17 protein-coding genes are annotated in these 16,188 nt (G+C 70.3%); 10 read left to right on the forward strand and 7 right to left on the reverse strand.

Features of this window, described 5'->3' with window-relative positions; genetic code table 11:
* The first annotated feature begins 34 nt into the window (after positions 1-34).
* The 3 genes from AC5P1C_RS00500 (at position 35) to AC5P1C_RS00510 (ending at position 2,074) form a co-directional block, all read left to right on the forward strand.
* Entirely contained in the window at positions 35-682 is a 648-nt protein-coding gene (locus tag AC5P1C_RS00500; protein WP_493863605.1) for a hypothetical protein, read from the forward strand.
* 78 nt (positions 683-760) lie between these two features.
* Positions 761-1,183 carry an acyl-CoA thioesterase gene (locus AC5P1C_RS00505; protein WP_493863606.1) on the forward strand — a complete coding sequence of 141 codons (423 nt, stop codon included), beginning with the start codon at positions 761-763 and terminating at the stop codon, positions 1,181-1,183.
* Positions 1,184-1,261: 78 nt separating this feature from the next.
* Positions 1,262-2,074: an SAM-dependent methyltransferase gene (locus AC5P1C_RS00510; RefSeq protein WP_493863607.1), complete on the forward strand. Its 813-nt coding sequence runs from the start codon at positions 1,262-1,264 to the stop codon at positions 2,072-2,074.
* Between the two features lie 29 nt (positions 2,075-2,103).
* On the opposite strand, the gene AC5P1C_RS00515 is transcribed toward AC5P1C_RS00510, so the two are convergent.
* Positions 2,104-2,514: a winged helix-turn-helix transcriptional regulator gene (locus AC5P1C_RS00515; protein WP_493863608.1), complete on the reverse strand. Its 411-nt coding sequence runs from the start codon at positions 2,512-2,514 to the stop codon at positions 2,104-2,106.
* Here AC5P1C_RS00515 and AC5P1C_RS00520 point away from each other — a divergent pair.
* Positions 2,497-2,880 (forward strand): hypothetical protein, encoded by a 384-nt coding sequence (locus AC5P1C_RS00520; RefSeq protein ID WP_493863609.1) that lies wholly within the window; start codon positions 2,497-2,499, stop codon positions 2,878-2,880. The two genes, AC5P1C_RS00515 and AC5P1C_RS00520, sit on opposite strands and share 18 nt — an antisense overlap.
* Positions 2,881-2,951: 71 nt before the next feature.
* Here the strand turns inward: AC5P1C_RS00520 and AC5P1C_RS00525 are convergent, their stop codons facing one another.
* Positions 2,952-3,095 carry a hypothetical protein gene (locus AC5P1C_RS00525; RefSeq protein WP_493863610.1) on the reverse strand — a complete coding sequence of 48 codons (144 nt, stop codon included), beginning with the start codon at positions 3,093-3,095 and terminating at the stop codon, positions 2,952-2,954.
* Positions 3,096-3,214: 119 nt separating this feature from the next.
* Between AC5P1C_RS00525 and AC5P1C_RS00530 the strand changes: the two genes are divergently transcribed.
* Complete coding sequence (locus AC5P1C_RS00530) at positions 3,215-4,147, forward strand: hypothetical protein (RefSeq protein WP_493863611.1); 933 nt, start codon at positions 3,215-3,217, stop codon at positions 4,145-4,147.
* Here AC5P1C_RS00530 and AC5P1C_RS00535 read toward each other — a convergent pair.
* Positions 4,122-5,507 carry an MATE family efflux transporter gene (locus tag AC5P1C_RS00535; protein WP_493863612.1) on the reverse strand — a complete coding sequence of 462 codons (1,386 nt, stop codon included), beginning with the start codon at positions 5,505-5,507 and terminating at the stop codon, positions 4,122-4,124. The two genes, AC5P1C_RS00530 and AC5P1C_RS00535, sit on opposite strands and share 26 nt — an antisense overlap.
* 121 nt (positions 5,508-5,628) lie before the next feature.
* Here AC5P1C_RS00535 and AC5P1C_RS00540 point away from each other — a divergent pair, with 121 nt between their 5' ends.
* Entirely contained in the window at positions 5,629-6,183 is a 555-nt protein-coding gene (locus AC5P1C_RS00540; RefSeq protein ID WP_493863613.1) for a PadR family transcriptional regulator, read from the forward strand.
* Between the two features lie 4 nt (positions 6,184-6,187).
* Here the strand turns inward: AC5P1C_RS00540 and proP are convergent, their stop codons facing one another.
* Together proP and AC5P1C_RS00550 are read right to left on the reverse strand one after the other, a co-directional pair.
* Positions 6,188-7,609: a glycine betaine/L-proline transporter ProP gene (gene proP / locus AC5P1C_RS00545; protein WP_493864010.1), complete on the reverse strand. Its 1,422-nt coding sequence runs from the start codon at positions 7,607-7,609 to the stop codon at positions 6,188-6,190.
* A 244-nt stretch (positions 7,610-7,853) separates the two neighbouring features.
* Positions 7,854-9,725, reverse strand: a complete 1,872-nt coding sequence (locus AC5P1C_RS00550) for an alpha-L-fucosidase (protein ID WP_493863614.1) — start codon at positions 9,723-9,725, stop codon at positions 7,854-7,856.
* 284 nt (positions 9,726-10,009) lie between these two features.
* Here AC5P1C_RS00550 and AC5P1C_RS00555 point away from each other — a divergent pair, with 284 nt between their 5' ends.
* A complete protein-coding gene (locus AC5P1C_RS00555; protein ID WP_493863615.1) occupies positions 10,010-10,417 on the forward strand; it encodes a hypothetical protein in 408 nt (135 codons plus the stop codon).
* Here the strand turns inward: AC5P1C_RS00555 and AC5P1C_RS00560 are convergent.
* Complete coding sequence (locus tag AC5P1C_RS00560) at positions 10,386-10,811, reverse strand: winged helix-turn-helix transcriptional regulator (protein ID WP_493863616.1); 426 nt, start codon at positions 10,809-10,811, stop codon at positions 10,386-10,388. The genes AC5P1C_RS00555 and AC5P1C_RS00560 overlap by 32 nt on opposite strands.
* A gap of 182 nt (positions 10,812-10,993) precedes the next feature.
* Here AC5P1C_RS00560 and AC5P1C_RS00565 point away from each other — a divergent pair, with 182 nt between their 5' ends.
* The 3 genes from AC5P1C_RS00565 (at position 10,994) to AC5P1C_RS00575 (ending at position 14,958) form a co-directional block, all read left to right on the forward strand.
* On the forward strand, positions 10,994-13,180 hold the full coding sequence (locus tag AC5P1C_RS00565; protein ID WP_493863617.1) for an alpha-N-acetylglucosaminidase: 2,187 nt from the start codon (positions 10,994-10,996) through the stop codon (positions 13,178-13,180).
* Between the two features lie 227 nt (positions 13,181-13,407).
* Complete coding sequence (locus AC5P1C_RS00570) at positions 13,408-14,187, forward strand: chitosanase (RefSeq protein WP_493864011.1); 780 nt, start codon at positions 13,408-13,410, stop codon at positions 14,185-14,187.
* 126 nt (positions 14,188-14,313) lie between these two features.
* Positions 14,314-14,958 carry a LysE family translocator gene (locus tag AC5P1C_RS00575; RefSeq protein WP_493863618.1) on the forward strand — a complete coding sequence of 215 codons (645 nt, stop codon included), beginning with the start codon at positions 14,314-14,316 and terminating at the stop codon, positions 14,956-14,958.
* 18 nt (positions 14,959-14,976) lie between these two features.
* Here AC5P1C_RS00575 and AC5P1C_RS00580 read toward each other — a convergent pair whose 3' ends face one another.
* Positions 14,977-16,173 (reverse strand): MFS transporter, encoded by a 1,197-nt coding sequence (locus AC5P1C_RS00580; RefSeq protein ID WP_493863619.1) that lies wholly within the window; start codon positions 16,171-16,173, stop codon positions 14,977-14,979.
* Positions 16,174-16,188 lie beyond the last annotated feature (15 nt).

Raw genomic sequence — 16,188 nt, forward strand, 5'->3', positions numbered from 1 at the left:
CCAGGCGGAAAAGGACCTGGGGAAGAGGTGGCGCATGACGAAGCCTCCGACGGCCGCTCAGCGGCGGATCATCGAGGCCGCCGACCCGGCGACGGGGCGGCTGACCGGGAGCGAGGCACAGTTGACGGCACTCGTGCGCCACCGCCTCGCCTTCCGGCATCCCCGGCCGCCGCACGCCTACTTCCTGACGCCCACGGGTCATCGGATACGGGAAGGCGCCGAGGGCGGTTCCGCCGCCGAGGTCCCCGGCCCTCCCCCGGTCGCCCAGTCGCCCTCGGGCCTCTTCGCCGCCCGCACCGGCGCCGAGCCCGCGCCACCGCCGGGCGCCGGGATACCGGCGGCGCGCGCCCGCGACGTACGCAGCGCGTGGGAAGGCCTCCTGGAGATGCGGCGCATGACCAATCCGGACGGCGCGCGGGGCCGCCCCTGCGCCTGGGAGCGGACGCATCTGGTGCAGGCCGCCGCGCTCGCCCTGGAGGCGGCGGGCTGCCCTCCGGGGCCGGGCGACGGCTACGGGGTGGCAGAGACCCCACAGCCCGAGGCGGTCGCCGTACGCGAGAGGTCCCCGGAGCGGCTGCGGGCCTGCGCGGCGGCGTTGGAGGCCGCGGGATGGCAGGTGAGCGAGCACGCCGAGCGGCCGCACGGCGTGCGCTATCTCCTCGCGTCGCCCCGGAGATCCTGAAATGACCTGGACTTGACCCCGTAGTGACCGTGTCGAACCGTTGAAGCGTCGAACCGCCGAACCGCCGAAAGGAATGTCGTGACGGAGCCCTTTTCCGTGAGCATCAGCGTCCGTGGGTACGAGACGGACTCGCAGGGCCACCTCAACCAGGCCGTCTACCTGCAGTACGCCGAGCACGCCCGCTGGTCGGTGCTGCGCGCGGCGGGCATCGAGCAGGCCGGTCTGCTCGCCAAGGGGGTGGGACCGGTCGCCCTGGAGAACACCATCCGCTACTTCAGCGAGCTGCGCGCGGGTGACGAGGTGGAAGTGACCTGCACGTTCCTCTGGGGCGAGCGCAAGACCTTCCGCATCGAGCAGCTGATCCGCAAGACGGACGGCACCAAGGCCGCCGAAGTGCACTCCGTCGGTGGCCTCTTGGACCTGGCCGAGCGGCAGATGGTGTCGGACCCGCGCGAGTACTTCAGGGCGCTTGCCGACGATCCGACCGTGATCGGCCTCTGACCGGCCGGCGGGAACTAGATTGGACGGTGATCGTTCTTTCAAGTACAAGCCGAGACCGATGACTCACCGGAGGCCCCCGTGTCGGACCGTGACTCCCAAGCCGATGCCGCCGACGACATACGCGCGCGCATCGACACCACCACACCGCACTCGGCGCGCTTCTGGAACTACTTCGTGGGCGGCAAGGACAACTACGACAAGGATCGTGAACTGGGCGACCACATCAAGGGGATCCACCCCGGTCTGGTCGACGTGGCGCGTCTGAGCCGCACTTTCCTGGGCCGCGCGGTCCGGCACCTGGTGACGGAGCAGGGCATCCGCCAGTTCCTCGACATCGGCACGGGTCTGCCGACCGCCGACAACACGCACGAGGTCGCCCAGCGCGCGGCCCCGGAATCCCGGATCGTCTACGTGGACAACGACCCGCTCGTCCTGGCCCACGCCCGCGCGCTGCTCACCAGCACACCCGAGGGGGAGACCGCGTACATCGACGCCGACCTCTATGATCCCGAGGCGATCCTGCGGTCCGCGAGCGCGACCCTGGACCTCTCCCGTCCTGTCGCCCTGATGATCCTCAACACCCTTGGCCACGTGGGCGATTACGCGCAGGCGCGCGACCTGGTGTCCCGGCTCATGGCGGGTCTGCCGTCCGGCAGCTATCTGGTGATCAGCGACAGCACCGCCACCAGCGACGGCATGATCGCGGCGTCGAACGCGTACAACAGGAGCGGCGCGACCCCCTACCACGTGCGCAGCGTCGAGGACATCGCCGGCTTCTTCGACGGCCTGGAGCTGGTGGAACCCGGCGTCTCCCAGGTCACCCGGTGGCGCCCGGACTCCGAGGACGCGACACCGGTCGACGCGTACGGCGCGGTGGCCCGCAAGCCGTAGGTCACCCCCTGAGCGGCGGGGCCGGGGCCCTAGCGGTCCAGCCCCCGTCGCTCGTCATAGTCGGCCCGCGACTGCGCGATCGTCACCCGGTGCCGGTCGGCCCACCCCGTCAGGGTCAGCAGCTTGCCGTGCAACTCCTCGGCGACCGGGGTCAGTTCGTACTCGGCCTTCGGCGGCACCTTCGGATGCACCGTGCGCGTGAGCAGGCCGTCATGCTCCAGGTTCCGCAGGGTCAGTGTCGGCATGCGGCGGCTGATGCCCTCGATGCTGCGCTCCAACTCCGTGAAGCGGGTGGGTCCGTGGGCCGCCGCGACCAGGATCGAGATGCTCCATTTCCCCACCACCCTGTCAAGAACTTCTCGCAGCCGGCACGCCTGCGCGTTCACCACCTGCGAGGTAACACCGGGTGTTCCCTGGGGACATTGAAGTTCCTCTTCCAACGTGTCCTCGGATACGTCGAGTTGAAGACGAGGTTCACATTCTTTCCCGCACCCGTCGCCATCGGCGTCCTGATGCCGGGCCTGTCCGCCAGGCTGATCGGCCGCTTCGGCCCGTACCGCTCGCTGCTCGCGGGTCTGGTCCTCATCACGACCGGCCTCGCCCTCCTCGGCCGCCTGCCCGCCGACGGTTCGTACGCGGTCGACGTGCTTCCCGCGATGCTGCTGCTCGGCGCCGGGTTCGCCGCGGCGATGCCCGCGGTGACAGGGCCGGCGATGGCGGGGGTGCGCGAGGAGGACGCGGGCTGGCCTCCGGGCTCTTCAACACCACGCAGATGGTGGGCGGTTCACTGGGCCTCTCGGTCCTGACCACGCTGGCGGCGAGCCGCACGGAGGGCTGCTCGCGGACGGCGGACAGACGTGGCGGCCACGGCCGACGGCTACCGCCTCGCCTTCTGGGTGGCCACGGGCATCGCGACGGCGGGCCTCGCCCTGGCGGCGACACTGCTCCGGCCGGAGCGCGGGGCGGCCACCACAGCGGCCGGAATGGCCGCCACCGACCCGGAGAGGCGCGAGTCCACCACGGTCCGACCGCCCCTTAGACCAGTCCAGGTACTTCACTTGCCTCACGGCGACCGGGCCGTTACGGTCCGGCCAGCCGTGAATCTACGCGCGTCGCGCACCGAGCGAGAGGTCCCTGACCATGCGTAAGACCGTCCTGACCGCAATCACCGCTCTCGGGGCGGGGGTTGCCCTGGCCCTCAGCACCGGCCTCTCCACGGCCCAGCCGAAGGCGGCCCCATGGCAGCAGGTCGGGAGTGACGTGAAGTCCGGCATCAGCGGACTCACCGTCACCTCCCGTTCGGGTGAGTCCTTCCGCGCCCTCGTCGTACGCGACAACAAGCGGCCCGGCGACAACCGCATCGCCGAGGTCACCCACGGCACCGACCGGGCGGCCGAGGTCACGCCGGTCACCTGGCAGGGCAGCTCGGAGCCTGTCGATCTGGAGGCGCTGGACGCGGTGCCGGGGACGTCCGACGAGTACATGGCGGTGGCGAGCCGCGGGCTCGCCTACCACCTCAAGCTGGCCGACGCCGGGGAGGCCGTTCAGGTCCTTGACGTCGCACCCCTGCCCGCGATCGGCACCGGCGACGACTTCGAGAGCTTCGCGCTGACCACGCAGAACGGCAGGACGGCGGCGGTCTGGGCGGACCGGGGCGCGGGCGCGGACCGTCCCGCGACGCTGTACGCGGCCCCGTTCTCGATCAATGCCTACGGTGAGTCGAAGTTCGGCGCGGTGAAGAAGGCGACGCTGCGTGCGTCGTACCCGAGGGGCGACGTGCGGCACGTCTCGGACATCGACGTGACCAAGTCGGGCCGCCTCCTGGTCAGTTCGGCCACGGACGCCGGCGACGACGGGCCGTTCGACTCCGCGGTGAGCGAGGCCGGCAAGCTGTCCATCACTTCCGCGGGGAAGCTGCGGCTGATGGTCGACCGGTCTCCCGAGGTCCTGGAGAAGGTCGCGGGCCACAAGATCGAGGCGCTGCACTGCCTCCCCGGCTCCGACCTCGCGGCCCTGGGCACGGACGACGAGAACGCGGGCGGCGCCCTCACCACGCGCCGCCTCTGCGACTGACTTCGGCATCGCCCGTCCGCCGCTTCCGGCGTACGGGACGCGGCGCTCCGAAGCGCCCCGCACGCCGGTAGAGGCGGACGACCGCCGCACACTGCAGGGCCATGGCCGACGCCATGGCCAGGCAGATGCCCGGCAGCCCCATCCCCGACAGGGTGTAAGCGAGCGCCAGTTGGACCACCACCCCGCACGCCGTGATGCGCGCGAGGGCCGGGCTTGTGCCGCTGCCCTCGAACACCCCGCCCAGCGCGATGAAGCAGGCCAGCAGCACCAAGTACGGCCCCAGGCACCGCAGATACAGCGCCCCCGCGTCAGCCACCTGCCCCTCGGCGCCGAAGCCCCGCATGATCCACGCCCCTGCGGCGAGCAGCAGCAGCGCGGCCGTGAGGCCCAGCGCCCCCGCGATGATCAGCGCCTGACGCCCTACGGCCCGCCGTTCGTCGCGTCCGGTGCCCAGCAGGTGGGCGGTGTGGATGGCCGCGGCCTGGCGCACGGAGTAGAAGGCCATGGTCGCCAGGTACATCGCCTTGGTCGCGATGCCGTACGCGGCGACCTCCCCGACGCCGATCCTGGCGACCACCGCGACCAGCGCGAGCGCGCCCGCCATCCGTACGACGAAGTCGGCCGACATGGGCAGGCCCGTGGCCGCCGTCCGGCGCGCGTCGGCGACCAGGCCCTTCCCGTTCCCCTCACGCGGCGCCGCGCGCAGCAGTCCGTTGCGGCGCAGCGCGACGAGGCCCACGAGCAGGGCGACACCCCGGCCGAGGACCGTGGCGATCGCCGCCCCGCGGACGCCCAGTTCCAGGCCCAGGATGAAGAGCGGATCCAGGACGAGGATCAGACCGTTGGCCAACAGGGCGAGCCGCATCGGGGTACGGGTGTCGCCCGCGCCCTTGAGGATTCCGTCGACGACGTTCGTGGCGAAGTAGACCGCTGTCCCCGGCAGCGCGATCGCGAAGTAGCCGGTGGTGAGGGCGAGCGCGTCCCCCTCACCACCGCCGAGGACCAGCCGGGCCAGCGGCTCCCTGCACAGGTAGCCGCCGACGGCCACGACCGGCGTGATCGCCGCCCACAGCGCCCATCCGCCGCGCACCGCGGACCGTACCGCCGCCGGATCCCTCGCTCCCCGGGCCCGTGCGACCAGGACGGTCGTTCCGGAACCGGCCATGAGGATGACGCCGAGCAGCAGGTTCTCGACGTTCGTGGCGACGGCCACGGCGGCGACCGCGTCCCCGCCGAGCCGGGCCACCCAGACCATGTTGATGATCCCGGCCGTGACCCCGGCGAGCAGCTCGAAGTAGACCGGGTACGCGAGCGAGACGAGTCGGCGGCGGTGGTCTGTCGGTGGTGATGTCCGGCCCATGACCCATCCCCCTCTATCCGCTGTACCTCTTTTCGAGGTACAGCGGATAGAGATAGCATCGACCGCGCCGGGCGACAAGGGTGCGCCGCTCACGAACGTGCGACGAAGGGGCTCAACTCACATGCTGGAGCTGTCGATTCTGGGCTTCCTCCACGAGGAACCCCTGCACGGCTACGAACTCAAGACCCGCATCCAGGGCCTGAGCGGCCACATCCGCCCGGTCAGTGACGGCGCGCTCTATCCGGCGATCACCCGCCTGGTGAAGGCGGGCCTGGTCGAGCAGCGCACCGAGCCGGGCAAGAGCGCCGCGCCCCGCCGGATCCTCTCCCTCACCAAGGCCGGGGACGGCGAACTCCTCGCCCGCCTCCGGAACCCCAAGGACGCCGAGATCACCGACGGGCAGCGCTTCTTCACCCTGCTCGCGTTCCTGCGCCAGCTCCCCGACCCGGCCGAGCAGGCCGCCGTACTCCGCCGCCGCCAGACGTTCCTGGACACACCGGCGAGCTTCTTCTACCGCGACGGGAAGCCCGTGACGGCGGAGGAGGCGCCCGACCTCTTCCGGCAGGGCATGCTCCGGATCGCCCGCGCCACCGGCACGGAGGAGAAGAAGTGGCTGACCGAGGCCATCGACACCCTTGAGGCCGGGATCGACGACCTTGAGGCCGGGCGCGCCTGAGAGATCAGGGCCGCTGCGCCGCGACCAGTTCCCTGGCCTCCTCGTCCGTCGCGACCGACGGCGGGGAGCCCTCCAGGGGCTGACGGGCCGTCTCCTTCATCGCGGTGACCGCGATGATGCCGACCAGACCCGCGAGCATCGTGTAGAACGCGGGCATCAGGTCGTTTCCGGTGGCGCCGATCAGCGCCGCGACCACCAGCGGGGTCGTACCGCCGAAGAGCGAGACCGAGATGTTGAAGCCGATGGACAGGGAGCCGTAGCGGACGTCCGTGGGGAAGAGGGCGGGGAGCGATGAGGACATGACGCCCAGATAGCAGACGAGGGCGAGGCCGAGGATGAGCAGGCCGGTGAAGACCGCGACCGTGCCGCCCTGCTTGATGAGGAGGAAGGCCGGCAGGGCGAGGACGAAGAAGCCCACCGAACCCGCCATCAGGACCGGCTTGCGGCCGATGCGGTCGGAGACGCGGCCCACGGTGTTGATGAGCGCCATCAGGATCAGCATGACGATCACGATGGACATCAGGCCGCCGGTCTCGCCGAAGCCGAGCTGCGTCAGATACGTCGGCATGTAGGACAGCAGCATGTAGTCGGTGATGTTGAACGCGGCCACCAGGGCGATGCAGAGCAGCATCGCCCGCCACTGGCCGAAGAAGGAGTCCTTGAAGGACTTCTTCTGGCGTTCGGCGGCCGGACCGCTCTCCGCCTCCGCCATCTTCTGGAAGGCGGGCGACTCGTCGAGCTTCAGTCGCAGGTAGAGGCCGATGAGGCCGAGCGGCGCCGCCACCAGGAACGGGATGCGCCAGCCCCAGGACTGCATGGCGTCGTCGCTGAGCCACACGGTGAGGGAGGTGACCAGGACCGCGGCGACCGTGTAGCCGATCAGGGTGCCGAACTCCAGGAAGGAGCCCCAGAATCCGCGGCGCTTGTCGGGCGCGTACTCGGCGATGAAGGTCGCCGCACCGCCGTACTCGCCGCCCGTGGAGAAGCCCTGCACCATGCGGCAGAGGACGAGGAGGACCGGGGCCCAGACGCCGATGGTGGCGTAGCTGGGGATCAGGCCGATCGCCAGGGTCGCCGTCGACATCATGATCATGGTCAGCGCGAGGATCTTCTTGCGGCCGACGCGGTCGCCGAGAGGGCCGAAGAACATGCCGCCGATGGGGCGCACGAGGAAGGCGGCGGCGAAGGTGGCCAGCGAGGAAAGGGTCTGCGCGGTGTCGTTGCCGGAAGGGAAGAACTCCTTGCCGATGATCACCGCGAGGTAGGCGTAGACGCCGAAGTCGTACCACTCCATGGCGTTGCCCAGGGCGGTGGCCTTGACCGCCCGCTTGACCTGGGCCTCTTCGGTGACGGTGATGTCCGACTGGCGCAGGCGCGGGTTCTTGCGGCGGTGGATCGCGCGGAAGAGCGCGCGGTGCCGGGCCATGGCCTCCGGAGCGGGTGCCGGTGTCTCGGGTGCTTCGGGGGCGCTCACGGGGCAGTCACTCTCTCGGTCGGCGATGGGCGTTCACCGATGAAACGACCTGTGTGGCCGGTACATCGACATGTGGTCGTCTGCCCTGCTGGGCGACGTCAACACTGCCCATTCCGGAGAGCGGAAAGTGCCCGCCATTGGTCCTCGCCGTGCGGGCCCCAAGTCCTGACTCCGCGGGACTTGGGGCCCGACGCGCTCAGCGCGCGTACAGCTGCGTCGAGGGCACGATCTGCTGTTCCTGGCCGGGGCTGGACCAGAGCAGCTTCATGTGGGCCTCGCCGGTCTGTTCCGCGTACTCGACCTTGACCGAGTGCCGCTTGCCCGCCGTGAGGGCGACCTGGGCCTTGTCGATCTTCGGCTCGTGCGGCGTCCACGAGTCGATGACGAGCTTGCCGTCGATCCACACCCGCGCCATGTCGTCCGAGACGGTCGTCAGGGTGTACGTCTCCGAGCGGCGCGGCTCCAGCTTCCCGGTCCAGCGGATGCCGAACTTGTCGGAGGGGATACTTGCCGCTGGCGAACCCTCGTACTTCCAGGCGTGGTTGAGCGTGCGGTCGGTGCGGGTGATCTTCGGCGTGCCGCTCAGATCCGCATTGTCGAAGATCTCCTGCTTGAGGCCCTTGCCCTTGCCGGGACGGGCCGTCGGTCCCGGATCCACCGTCAGCTCGATGACGGTGGCGGTGTCGTTGGTCGCGGCGCCGGACGGCTTCACGTCGATGCCGTCACCGGCCTCGGTGACCATCACCTTCTGGTCGCTGCCGAGCACCCTCGCCGACGTGACGTCGAAGTCCGTACGCGCCTTCAGGTGCAGGGCGGCGCCGGACGCCGGCCACTGGGTGACCGCCGCGTAGAGCTTGTCGCCCTTGCGGCTGACCGAACCCCAGGACGGTTCCTCGACGAGCCCGCCGTAGCGGGCGCCGAACACCGCGTTCCCCTGACCCGACGTACGCAGCCAGTCGCCCATCTGCCGCAGGCGGTCGACGGACGGCTGCGGGACGCGGCCCCGTGCGTCGGGGCCGACGTTCAGGAGGTAGTTGCCGCTGCGGGACGTCGTGGAAAGGAGGTTCTTGACCAGGGTTGCCGACGACTTCCAGTCGGTGTCGTAACGCGCGAAGCCCCAGTGGCCGTTGAGGGTCATGCAGGATTCCCAGAGCTGGCCGTCGACCGGGGCGCCGGGGATCTCCTGCTCGGGGGTGCCGTAGTCGCCGTCGACCACGCGGCGCTTGCCGACGCGGTTGTTGATGATCAGGTCCGGATCGAGGTCGCGGAGGTAGGCCTCCAGCCTCTCGCCGTCCTTCGCCGTCCAGGGGTTGTTGGGGTTGTCGGTGTCCCACTCGCCGTCGAACCAGAGCAGCGCCGGGTCGTAGTTGTCCACCAGCTCCTTGAGCTGGGCGCGCATCCGCTTCTCGTACTTCGGGAAGGTGGCCGGGTCCGGGAAGTCCGGGTCGTGCCAGTCCCAGATCGAGTAGTAGAAGCCGAGCTTGATGCCCGCGTCGTCGGAGGCCTTCTTCAACTCGGCGAGGATGTCGCGTTTCTTGTCGAAGGAGGAGTGGTCGCGCAGGTTCCAGTCGCCCACCTTCGTGGGCCACATCGCGTACCCCTCGTGGTGCTTCGAGGTGATGACGATGTAGCGCATTCCGGCGTCCTTGGCCGCCTTGACCACGGCCTTGGCGTCGAAGTCGGCCGGATCGAACGTCGCGGCCTGCTTCTCGTACTCGGCCTTCGGGATGTCGCACTGGCGCTGGATCCACTCGGCGTCGCGGCAGACGGAGCCGTCGGCCTTCTTGTACTCGCCCTCCAGGTTGGAGTACGCGCCGAAGTGGATGAACATGCCGAAGCGGTCCTGCCGGAACCAGCTGGTGCGGTCGGAGGTGAACGGGTCGTCGGTGGCGTGGTCGGTTCCGGGGCCGGTGGGAGGCGCGGACCGCTCGGCCGTGGAGGACGCGGGGGCGGGGGGGTCCGTCGGCGCGGCGACCGCGGTGGGGACGGCGGTCGCGGCGAGGGCCGAGGCGAGGAGCAGGGCGATCCCGGCGACTCTTCGCCGGGTGCGACTGAACGGTGTGCGCATGGGGCGGCTCCCTGAGGTTGACGGGTCGCTCGGGAACGTAGGGTTGAATACATCGGATGTCAATGTGCCCAACTGATCCGGATGGGGCCGATGTTGGCGTCGCCGCGTGACATCGCTCCGATGACTGACTGCCCTATCCGGGTCAGGTGGACGCGATCCGGACATGGAGCCGGAGTTGGCCGGGATGCGGGCCCACGAGGGTGGGACAAAGTCCCGGCGGCTGGGCTACGCTCCGATCGGCGCTTCGGAAACCGAAGCGCCCGGAGCCAGAAGGAGCGAAACCGATGAATCTCGACTTACGTGATGTACTGGCGCCCGGCGCACCCGGCGAGACCCGGCTCCTGCTCGCGCCGGACGTCCTCTTCCACAGCCCTGTCGCGGACTACAGCGGGCGGGACGACGTGGCACACCTCTTCCCGAAGATCGGGGAGTGCCTGACCGGGATCGAACCGCTGCGCGAATTCACCGAGGCCGGGGAGGACGGGCGGGGCGGCAAGGAGCAGCACAGCGTGACGACCTTCACCGGCCGGGTGGGCGAGGAGTCGGTGTACGGCACCTTCGTCCAACAGGTGAACTCCGCGGGCCAGTTGGTGGAGGCGACCCTGCTGCTGCGTCCGCTCGGTGTGCTGACGACCGCCGTCTACCGGATGCGGGACGCGCTCATCGCCGACCCTCTGCCGAGTCGGCGCTGACCTCCGTGCTGCCGTCCGTGGCGGCCGGTGTGCCGCCGTCCGTGGCGGCCTGCCCGCTGCCGTCGGTGGCGACCTCCGTGGCCCAGCGCTCGGCCCACGCGTCCAGGGGCCGCAGGGCCCGGTGGGCGTCGCGGCCGAGGGCGGTCAGGGCGTAGGAGCTGTCTGGCAGTTGCCGGACCAGACGGGCTTCGAGCAGCTCGGTCAGGCGCTGGCGCAGCACGCTGGACGACATCGCGTCGCACCGCTCCTGCAGCGCGCGGAACCCCAGCGGTTCGGCCCGCAGCTCCCAGACGATCCGCAGGCTCCAGCGCCGCCCGAACAGGTCGAGGGCGGCCATCAGGGGACGGCCGGTGGTGGAGGCGCGGGTCGGCTTGCCGGGCAGCGGTGCGGTCATCCGCCGACGCTAGCACCGGGGTCAGGCTGTTCGAAGCGGTGTGCGGCGGGCGGGGGATACGCCGTGAGGACGCCTTGAGGGCGTCTTGACCATGGTCGCCGGGGGGTTCATCGTGGGGCGCCGTCCAGCACTGCTCGGGCGTCCGCCCGAGCATCGACGACCCGGGAGGGCATCCCTACGTCATGCCCCTGGCCCGCCGCACCTTCCTCACCGCCCTCGCCGGAACGACCGGCGCCGCCGTCGCCTGTTCCGGTTCCACCGCCGACGGCGCCCCGACCTCCGGCCCGTCGCCCGCGGTCAAGGCCGCGCGGCGCCTGCTGCCCGGTCACTGGAAGCAGCTCACGTTCAGAACCGAGGGGCCCGACGACGCCTTCCGGATATCCGGGCGACGCGGGCACATCACCGTCGCAGGGCCGACCCCCGCCGTCCAACTCACCGGCCTGCGCCACTACTTGAAGCACACAGCGCACGCGAACATCACCTGGGCAGGCGACCAGCTGGACCTGCCCGAGCGACTCCCCGGCCTCGACGAGCCGGTGACCGGGCGCGCCAACGCCCCGCACCGCTTCGTCCTCAACGACACGAACGACGGCTACACGGGGGCGTACCACGACTGGTCGTACTGGGAGCGCGAGATCGACGTGCTCGCGCTGCACGGCTACAACGAAGTGCTCGTGTACGTCGGCGCCGACGCTCTCTACCACCGCGTGTTCCAGGAGTTCGGCTACTCCGACCAGGAGTTGCGCGAGTGGATCCCGGCCCCGGCCCACCAGCCGTGGTGGCTGCTGCAGAACATGTCCGCGTTCCCGTACCCCGTCTCGCGCCAACTCCTCGACCGGCGGGCCGCTTTGGGGCGCCGTATCGCGGACCGGCTGCGCGACCTCGGCATGACACCCGTCCTCCCCGGCTACTTCGGGACCGTGCCGCCCGACTTCACCGCGAAGAACCCCGGGGCGAGGACCGTGCCGCAGGGCGACTGGGTCGGCTTCGCGCGGCCCGACTGGCTGGACCCGCGCACCGAACACTTCGGCAGGGTCGCCGCGGCCTTCTACCGCACCCAGGACGACCTCTTCGGCACCTCGACCATGTACAAGATGGACCTCCTCCACGAGGGCGGAAAGCCGGGCGACGTCCCGGTGCCGGAAGCGGCGAAGGCCGTCGAGAAGGCACTCCAGGCCGCGCACCCCGCCGCCACCTGGGTGATACTCGGCTGGCAGAGCAACCCGCCCAAGGCGATCGTCGACGCCGTCGACAAGTCGAGGATGCTCGTGGTCGACGGCCTCTCCGACCGCTTCCCGAAGGTCACCGACCGCGAGTCCGACTGGAACTCGACCCCGTACACCTTCGGCTCGATCTGGAACTTCGGCGGACACACCACCCTCGGCGCCAACACCCCCGACTGGGCCGCGCTCTACGAGAAGTGGCGCACGAAGGAAGGCAGCACGCAACGCGGCATCGCGCTGATGCCGGAGGCGGCCGACAACAACCCGGCCGCCTTCGAGCTCTTCTCCGAACTGGCGTGGCGCACGGGCGACTTGGACCTCGAAGCCTGGTTCACCGACTGGTCCGTGTCCCGCTACGGCGCGGCCGACCCGCACGCGGCCGCCGCCTGGGACGTCTTGCGCCGCACGGCGTACGGCACGACCCGTGCCGACGAGTGGGCCGAGGGCGCGGACGGCCTCTTCGGCGCACGGCCCGACTTGTCGGCGAAGTCGGCGGCGGCGTGGTCACCGAAGGCGATGCGGTACGAACCGGCGGACTTCGAGCCCGCCCTCGCCGAACTGCTCTCTGTGCAGCGGGGGTCGCGCGACTCCTCCGCCTACCGCCGCGACCTCCTGGACGTGGCGCGCCAAGCCCTCTCCAACCGCAGCCGGGTACTCCTCCCCTCCATCAAGGAGGCGTACGACGACCGGGACACCGGCCGTTTCGACGAGCTGACCCGGAACTGGCTCGGACTCATGGACCTGCTGGACAAGCTGGTGACCACCGACTCCCGTCATCTGCTGGGCCGTTGGGTGGCCGACGCGCGGTCATGGGGCGCCGACGCGAAGGAACGGGACCGGCTCGCGTACGACCAGCTGTCACTGCTCACCGTGTGGGGCACGCGGTCCGGGGCGGACGCGGGGCTGCGCGACTACGCCAACCGGGAGTGGGCCGGTCTGGTCGGCGGGCTCTACCGGCTGCGCTGGGAGACCTACTTCAAGGAGCTGCGGGCGGCGCTCGACGAGGACAGGGCTCCGAAGGCCATCGACTGGTTCGCGCTAGAGGACGGTTGGATTCGTGACCCGGGGCGTCTTGCTGTCCGGCCGAGTGGGGACACGTACAAAGTCGCTGTTCAGGTGCGCGAACGGCTGACCGAGACCCGCTGACCGAAGGGGGCACGACCTCCAAGATCACCAACTCGCCCTCCCTTGACGGGTATACGTCACTCTCGAACTCTGGTAGGAAACCTTCCTAACAGAACGCGGAAGAGCCCAAGCGTCAACCCAAGAGTCATCGGATCGACGAACTCCCCCACCTTGGAGGTCCCGTGCCCACCCCCCATCGCGCCCCCACCCCCCGCATCCACACCTCACGCCGCACCCTGCTCGCCTTCATGGGCGCCTCGCTCGTCGCCGGCCCGGTCATCGCCTCCCAGACGGCAGGCGCCGCCCCCTCCCCCAAGGCGGGCGGGCTCGACGATCCGGCGAAGAAGGAGATCGCCATGAAGATCGTGTGCAGCGCCGAGAACTCCGACCTCAACTGGAAGGAGTACTACCGCTACTGCGAGGACATCGGCGACGGCCGCGGCTACACCGCCGGAATCATCGGCTTCTGCTCGGGCACCGGTGACATGCTCGACCTCGTGGAGCTCTACACCCGGCGCAAGCCGGGCAACGTCCTGGCCAAGTACCTGCCCGCGCTGCGCCGGGTGGACGGCACCGACTCCCACGAGGGTCTCGACCCCACGTACAAGCCGGACTGGGAGAGGGCCGCGGAGGACCCCGAGTTCCAGAAGGCGCAGAACGACGAGCGCGACCGTGTCTACTTCAACCCGGCCGTCAGGCAGGGCAAGACGGACGGCATCGGTGTCCTCGGGCAGTTCACGTACTACGACGCGATCGTCATGCACGGCGACGGCAGCGACAGCACCAGCTTCCGCAACATCCGCGAGCGCGCGCTGCGTTCGGCGAAGCCGCCGGCACAGGGCGGCGACGAGACGGACTACCTGAACGCCTTCCTGGACGCGCGGGTCTGGGCGATGAAGCAGGAGGAGGCACACGAGGACACCAGCCGGGTCGACACGGCGCAGCGGGTGTTCCTGGACAGGGGCAACCTGAACCTGGACACACCGCTGGAGTGGAAGGTGTACGGAGACTCGTACCGCATCGGCTGAGGCCACCCGCAGAGGCGCGGGGCGCCGACACCGGCACCCCGCGCCACGCTGATGTAGCAGCGCTTAGGTGATGAGTGAAGAATTCCTCGCTGGTGCTGGAGGGTGCGGTCGGCCGATCCTGGCTGAATGATCGGAATGAACGCGTTCCTCGGCGTCGCAGTGGTGTCCCTGGGCATGGTCCTCACGCCGGGACCCAACATGATGTACCTCGTCTCGCGCAGCATCACGCAGGGCAGGCGGGCCGGGGCGATCTCCCTGGCCGGGGTCGCAGTCGGCTTCCTCGTCTACCTGACGGCCGCGAACCTGGGCCTGTCGCTGGTCTTCCTGGCGGTCCCCCAGCTGTACGTGGCCGTGAAGCTGGCCGGGGCGGCATACCTCGCGTGGCTGGCCTGGAAGGCGCTGAAGCCGGGCGGCGTATCGGTCTTCGCCCAACAGGAGTTGACCCCGGACTCGCCCCGGCGGCTGTTCTCGATGGGGATGCTCACGAACCTCCTGAACCCGAAGGTCGCCATCATGTACGTCTCGCTCATACCCCAGTTCATCGACCCGGCGGCGGGTCATGCCTTGGTACAGGGCTTCGTGCTCGGCGGCATCCAGATCTCCATCAGCCTGGGGGTGAACCTCGCCGTCGTCCTGGCGGCGGGCACGATCGCGGTGTTCCTGGCCCGCCGTCCGAGTTGGCTGCGGGTGCAGCGGTATGTGATGGGGACGGTGCTGGGCGGACTGGCGATCAAACTGGCGACGGACCGCTCTCCGGCGGCGGTGACGTGAGGCACCGATTGCGGGACCTCACCCCCGGCGCCCCCGGCGGGGCGCGGCGACCGTAGCCGCCAGTAGCGCGACCACTCCCCCGAGGACCATCACCACGGTGGTGGACGTCGCGTCCACCACCGTTCCGCCCGCCAACGCGCCCAGCGCGAACGTCGCCTGGAACGAGGACGTGAACACCACGGACGCCGCCTCGGGCGCACCCGGCGAGGCCGTCACGAACCATGTCTGGGAGCAGACCGGCACCGCCCCGTACGCGACGCCCCAGGCCAGGAGCAGCACCAGCGCGCCCGCCTTCCCCGCGCCCAGCACCGGCAGCAACAGCGTCGCGGCGGCGAGCAGGCACGCCGCCGCCGTGAACGTGACGTGCAGCTCGCGCCGCACCCACGCGCCGGCCAGGAAGTTGCCGGCGATGCCCGCGGCGCCGTACGCGAGCAGGTAGGCGGTGATGAGGCGCGGGCCCGCACACGTCACCTCCGCCAGGAATGGAGTGACGTAGGTGTACGTGCCGAAGTGCGCCGTCACGACGAGGAACGTCACGGCCAGGCCGCGGCGGACGCGGGCGGTCCTGAGCAGGTCGCGCAGCACGCTGAGGCGGGTGACGCTCTGCGGAGGCAGGGGCGTCAGGGAGACCATCAGCGCGGCCAGCACACCCAGTGTCAGGATGCCCATCGTGATGAACGCCGCGCGCCAGCCCGCCAGTTGACCGAGCAGGGTTCCCGCGGGCACGCCGAGCACCGATCCCAGCGGGACGGCGGAGAAGATCACGGCGGTCGCCCGCCCGGCCTGGGCCTCGGGGACCAGCCGGACCGCAAGCCCCGATCCGATGGACCAGAAGGCGCCGATGACGAGTCCGACGAGGACCCGGGAGACCAGCATCAGCCAGTAGCCGGGCGCGATCGCCGCGAGGAAGTTCGCGAGGGCCAGGACCAGGATCAGGGCGCCGAGCATGTGGCGACGGTCGACGCTTCCGGTTGTGACCGTGACGGTCGGTGCGGCGACAGCCGCGAGTATGCCCGGCAGGGTCATCATCAGGCCCGCCGTGCCGTCCGAGAGGCCGAAGCTGTCGCCTATGGGGGTCAGTAGGCCGATCGGCAGGATCTCGGTCGTGACGATGGAGAAGATCCCCATCGTCACGGCGGCGACGGCCGGCCAGCCGCCTCGCCGTGAGCGGGCGGAGGGGGCGGCCGGGGATGGTGATGTGGTGGGTCTGGGCATGTCGTCGAGTTCAGC

This window comes from Streptomyces sp. A18 (assembly GCF_059026065.1).

Coding starts and splice junctions, on each gene's coding strand:
- AC5P1C_RS00540 (WP_493863613.1), top strand. CDS start 5,629: ATGCTGGAGCTGTCGATTCTGGGCTTCCTCCACGAGGAACCCCTGCAC.
- AC5P1C_RS00575 (WP_493863618.1), top strand. CDS start 14,314: ATGATCGGAATGAACGCGTTCCTCGGCGTCGCAGTGGTGTCCCTGGGC.
- AC5P1C_RS00580 (WP_493863619.1), bottom strand. CDS start 16,173: ATGCCCAGACCCACCACATCACCATCCCCGGCCGCCCCCTCCGCCCGC.
- AC5P1C_RS00550 (WP_493863614.1), bottom strand. CDS start 9,725: ATGCGCACACCGTTCAGTCGCACCCGGCGAAGAGTCGCCGGGATCGCC.
- AC5P1C_RS00565 (WP_493863617.1), top strand. CDS start 10,994: ATGCCCCTGGCCCGCCGCACCTTCCTCACCGCCCTCGCCGGAACGACC.
- proP (WP_493864010.1), bottom strand. CDS start 7,609: ATGGCCCGGCACCGCGCGCTCTTCCGCGCGATCCACCGCCGCAAGAAC.
- AC5P1C_RS00560 (WP_493863616.1), bottom strand. CDS start 10,811: ATGACCGCACCGCTGCCCGGCAAGCCGACCCGCGCCTCCACCACCGGC.
- AC5P1C_RS00570 (WP_493864011.1), top strand. CDS start 13,408: ATGGGCGCCTCGCTCGTCGCCGGCCCGGTCATCGCCTCCCAGACGGCA.
- AC5P1C_RS00530 (WP_493863611.1), top strand. CDS start 3,215: ATGCGTAAGACCGTCCTGACCGCAATCACCGCTCTCGGGGCGGGGGTT.
- AC5P1C_RS00500 (WP_493863605.1), top strand. CDS start 35: ATGACGAAGCCTCCGACGGCCGCTCAGCGGCGGATCATCGAGGCCGCC.
- AC5P1C_RS00555 (WP_493863615.1), top strand. CDS start 10,010: ATGAATCTCGACTTACGTGATGTACTGGCGCCCGGCGCACCCGGCGAG.
- AC5P1C_RS00535 (WP_493863612.1), bottom strand. CDS start 5,507: ATGGGCCGGACATCACCACCGACAGACCACCGCCGCCGACTCGTCTCG.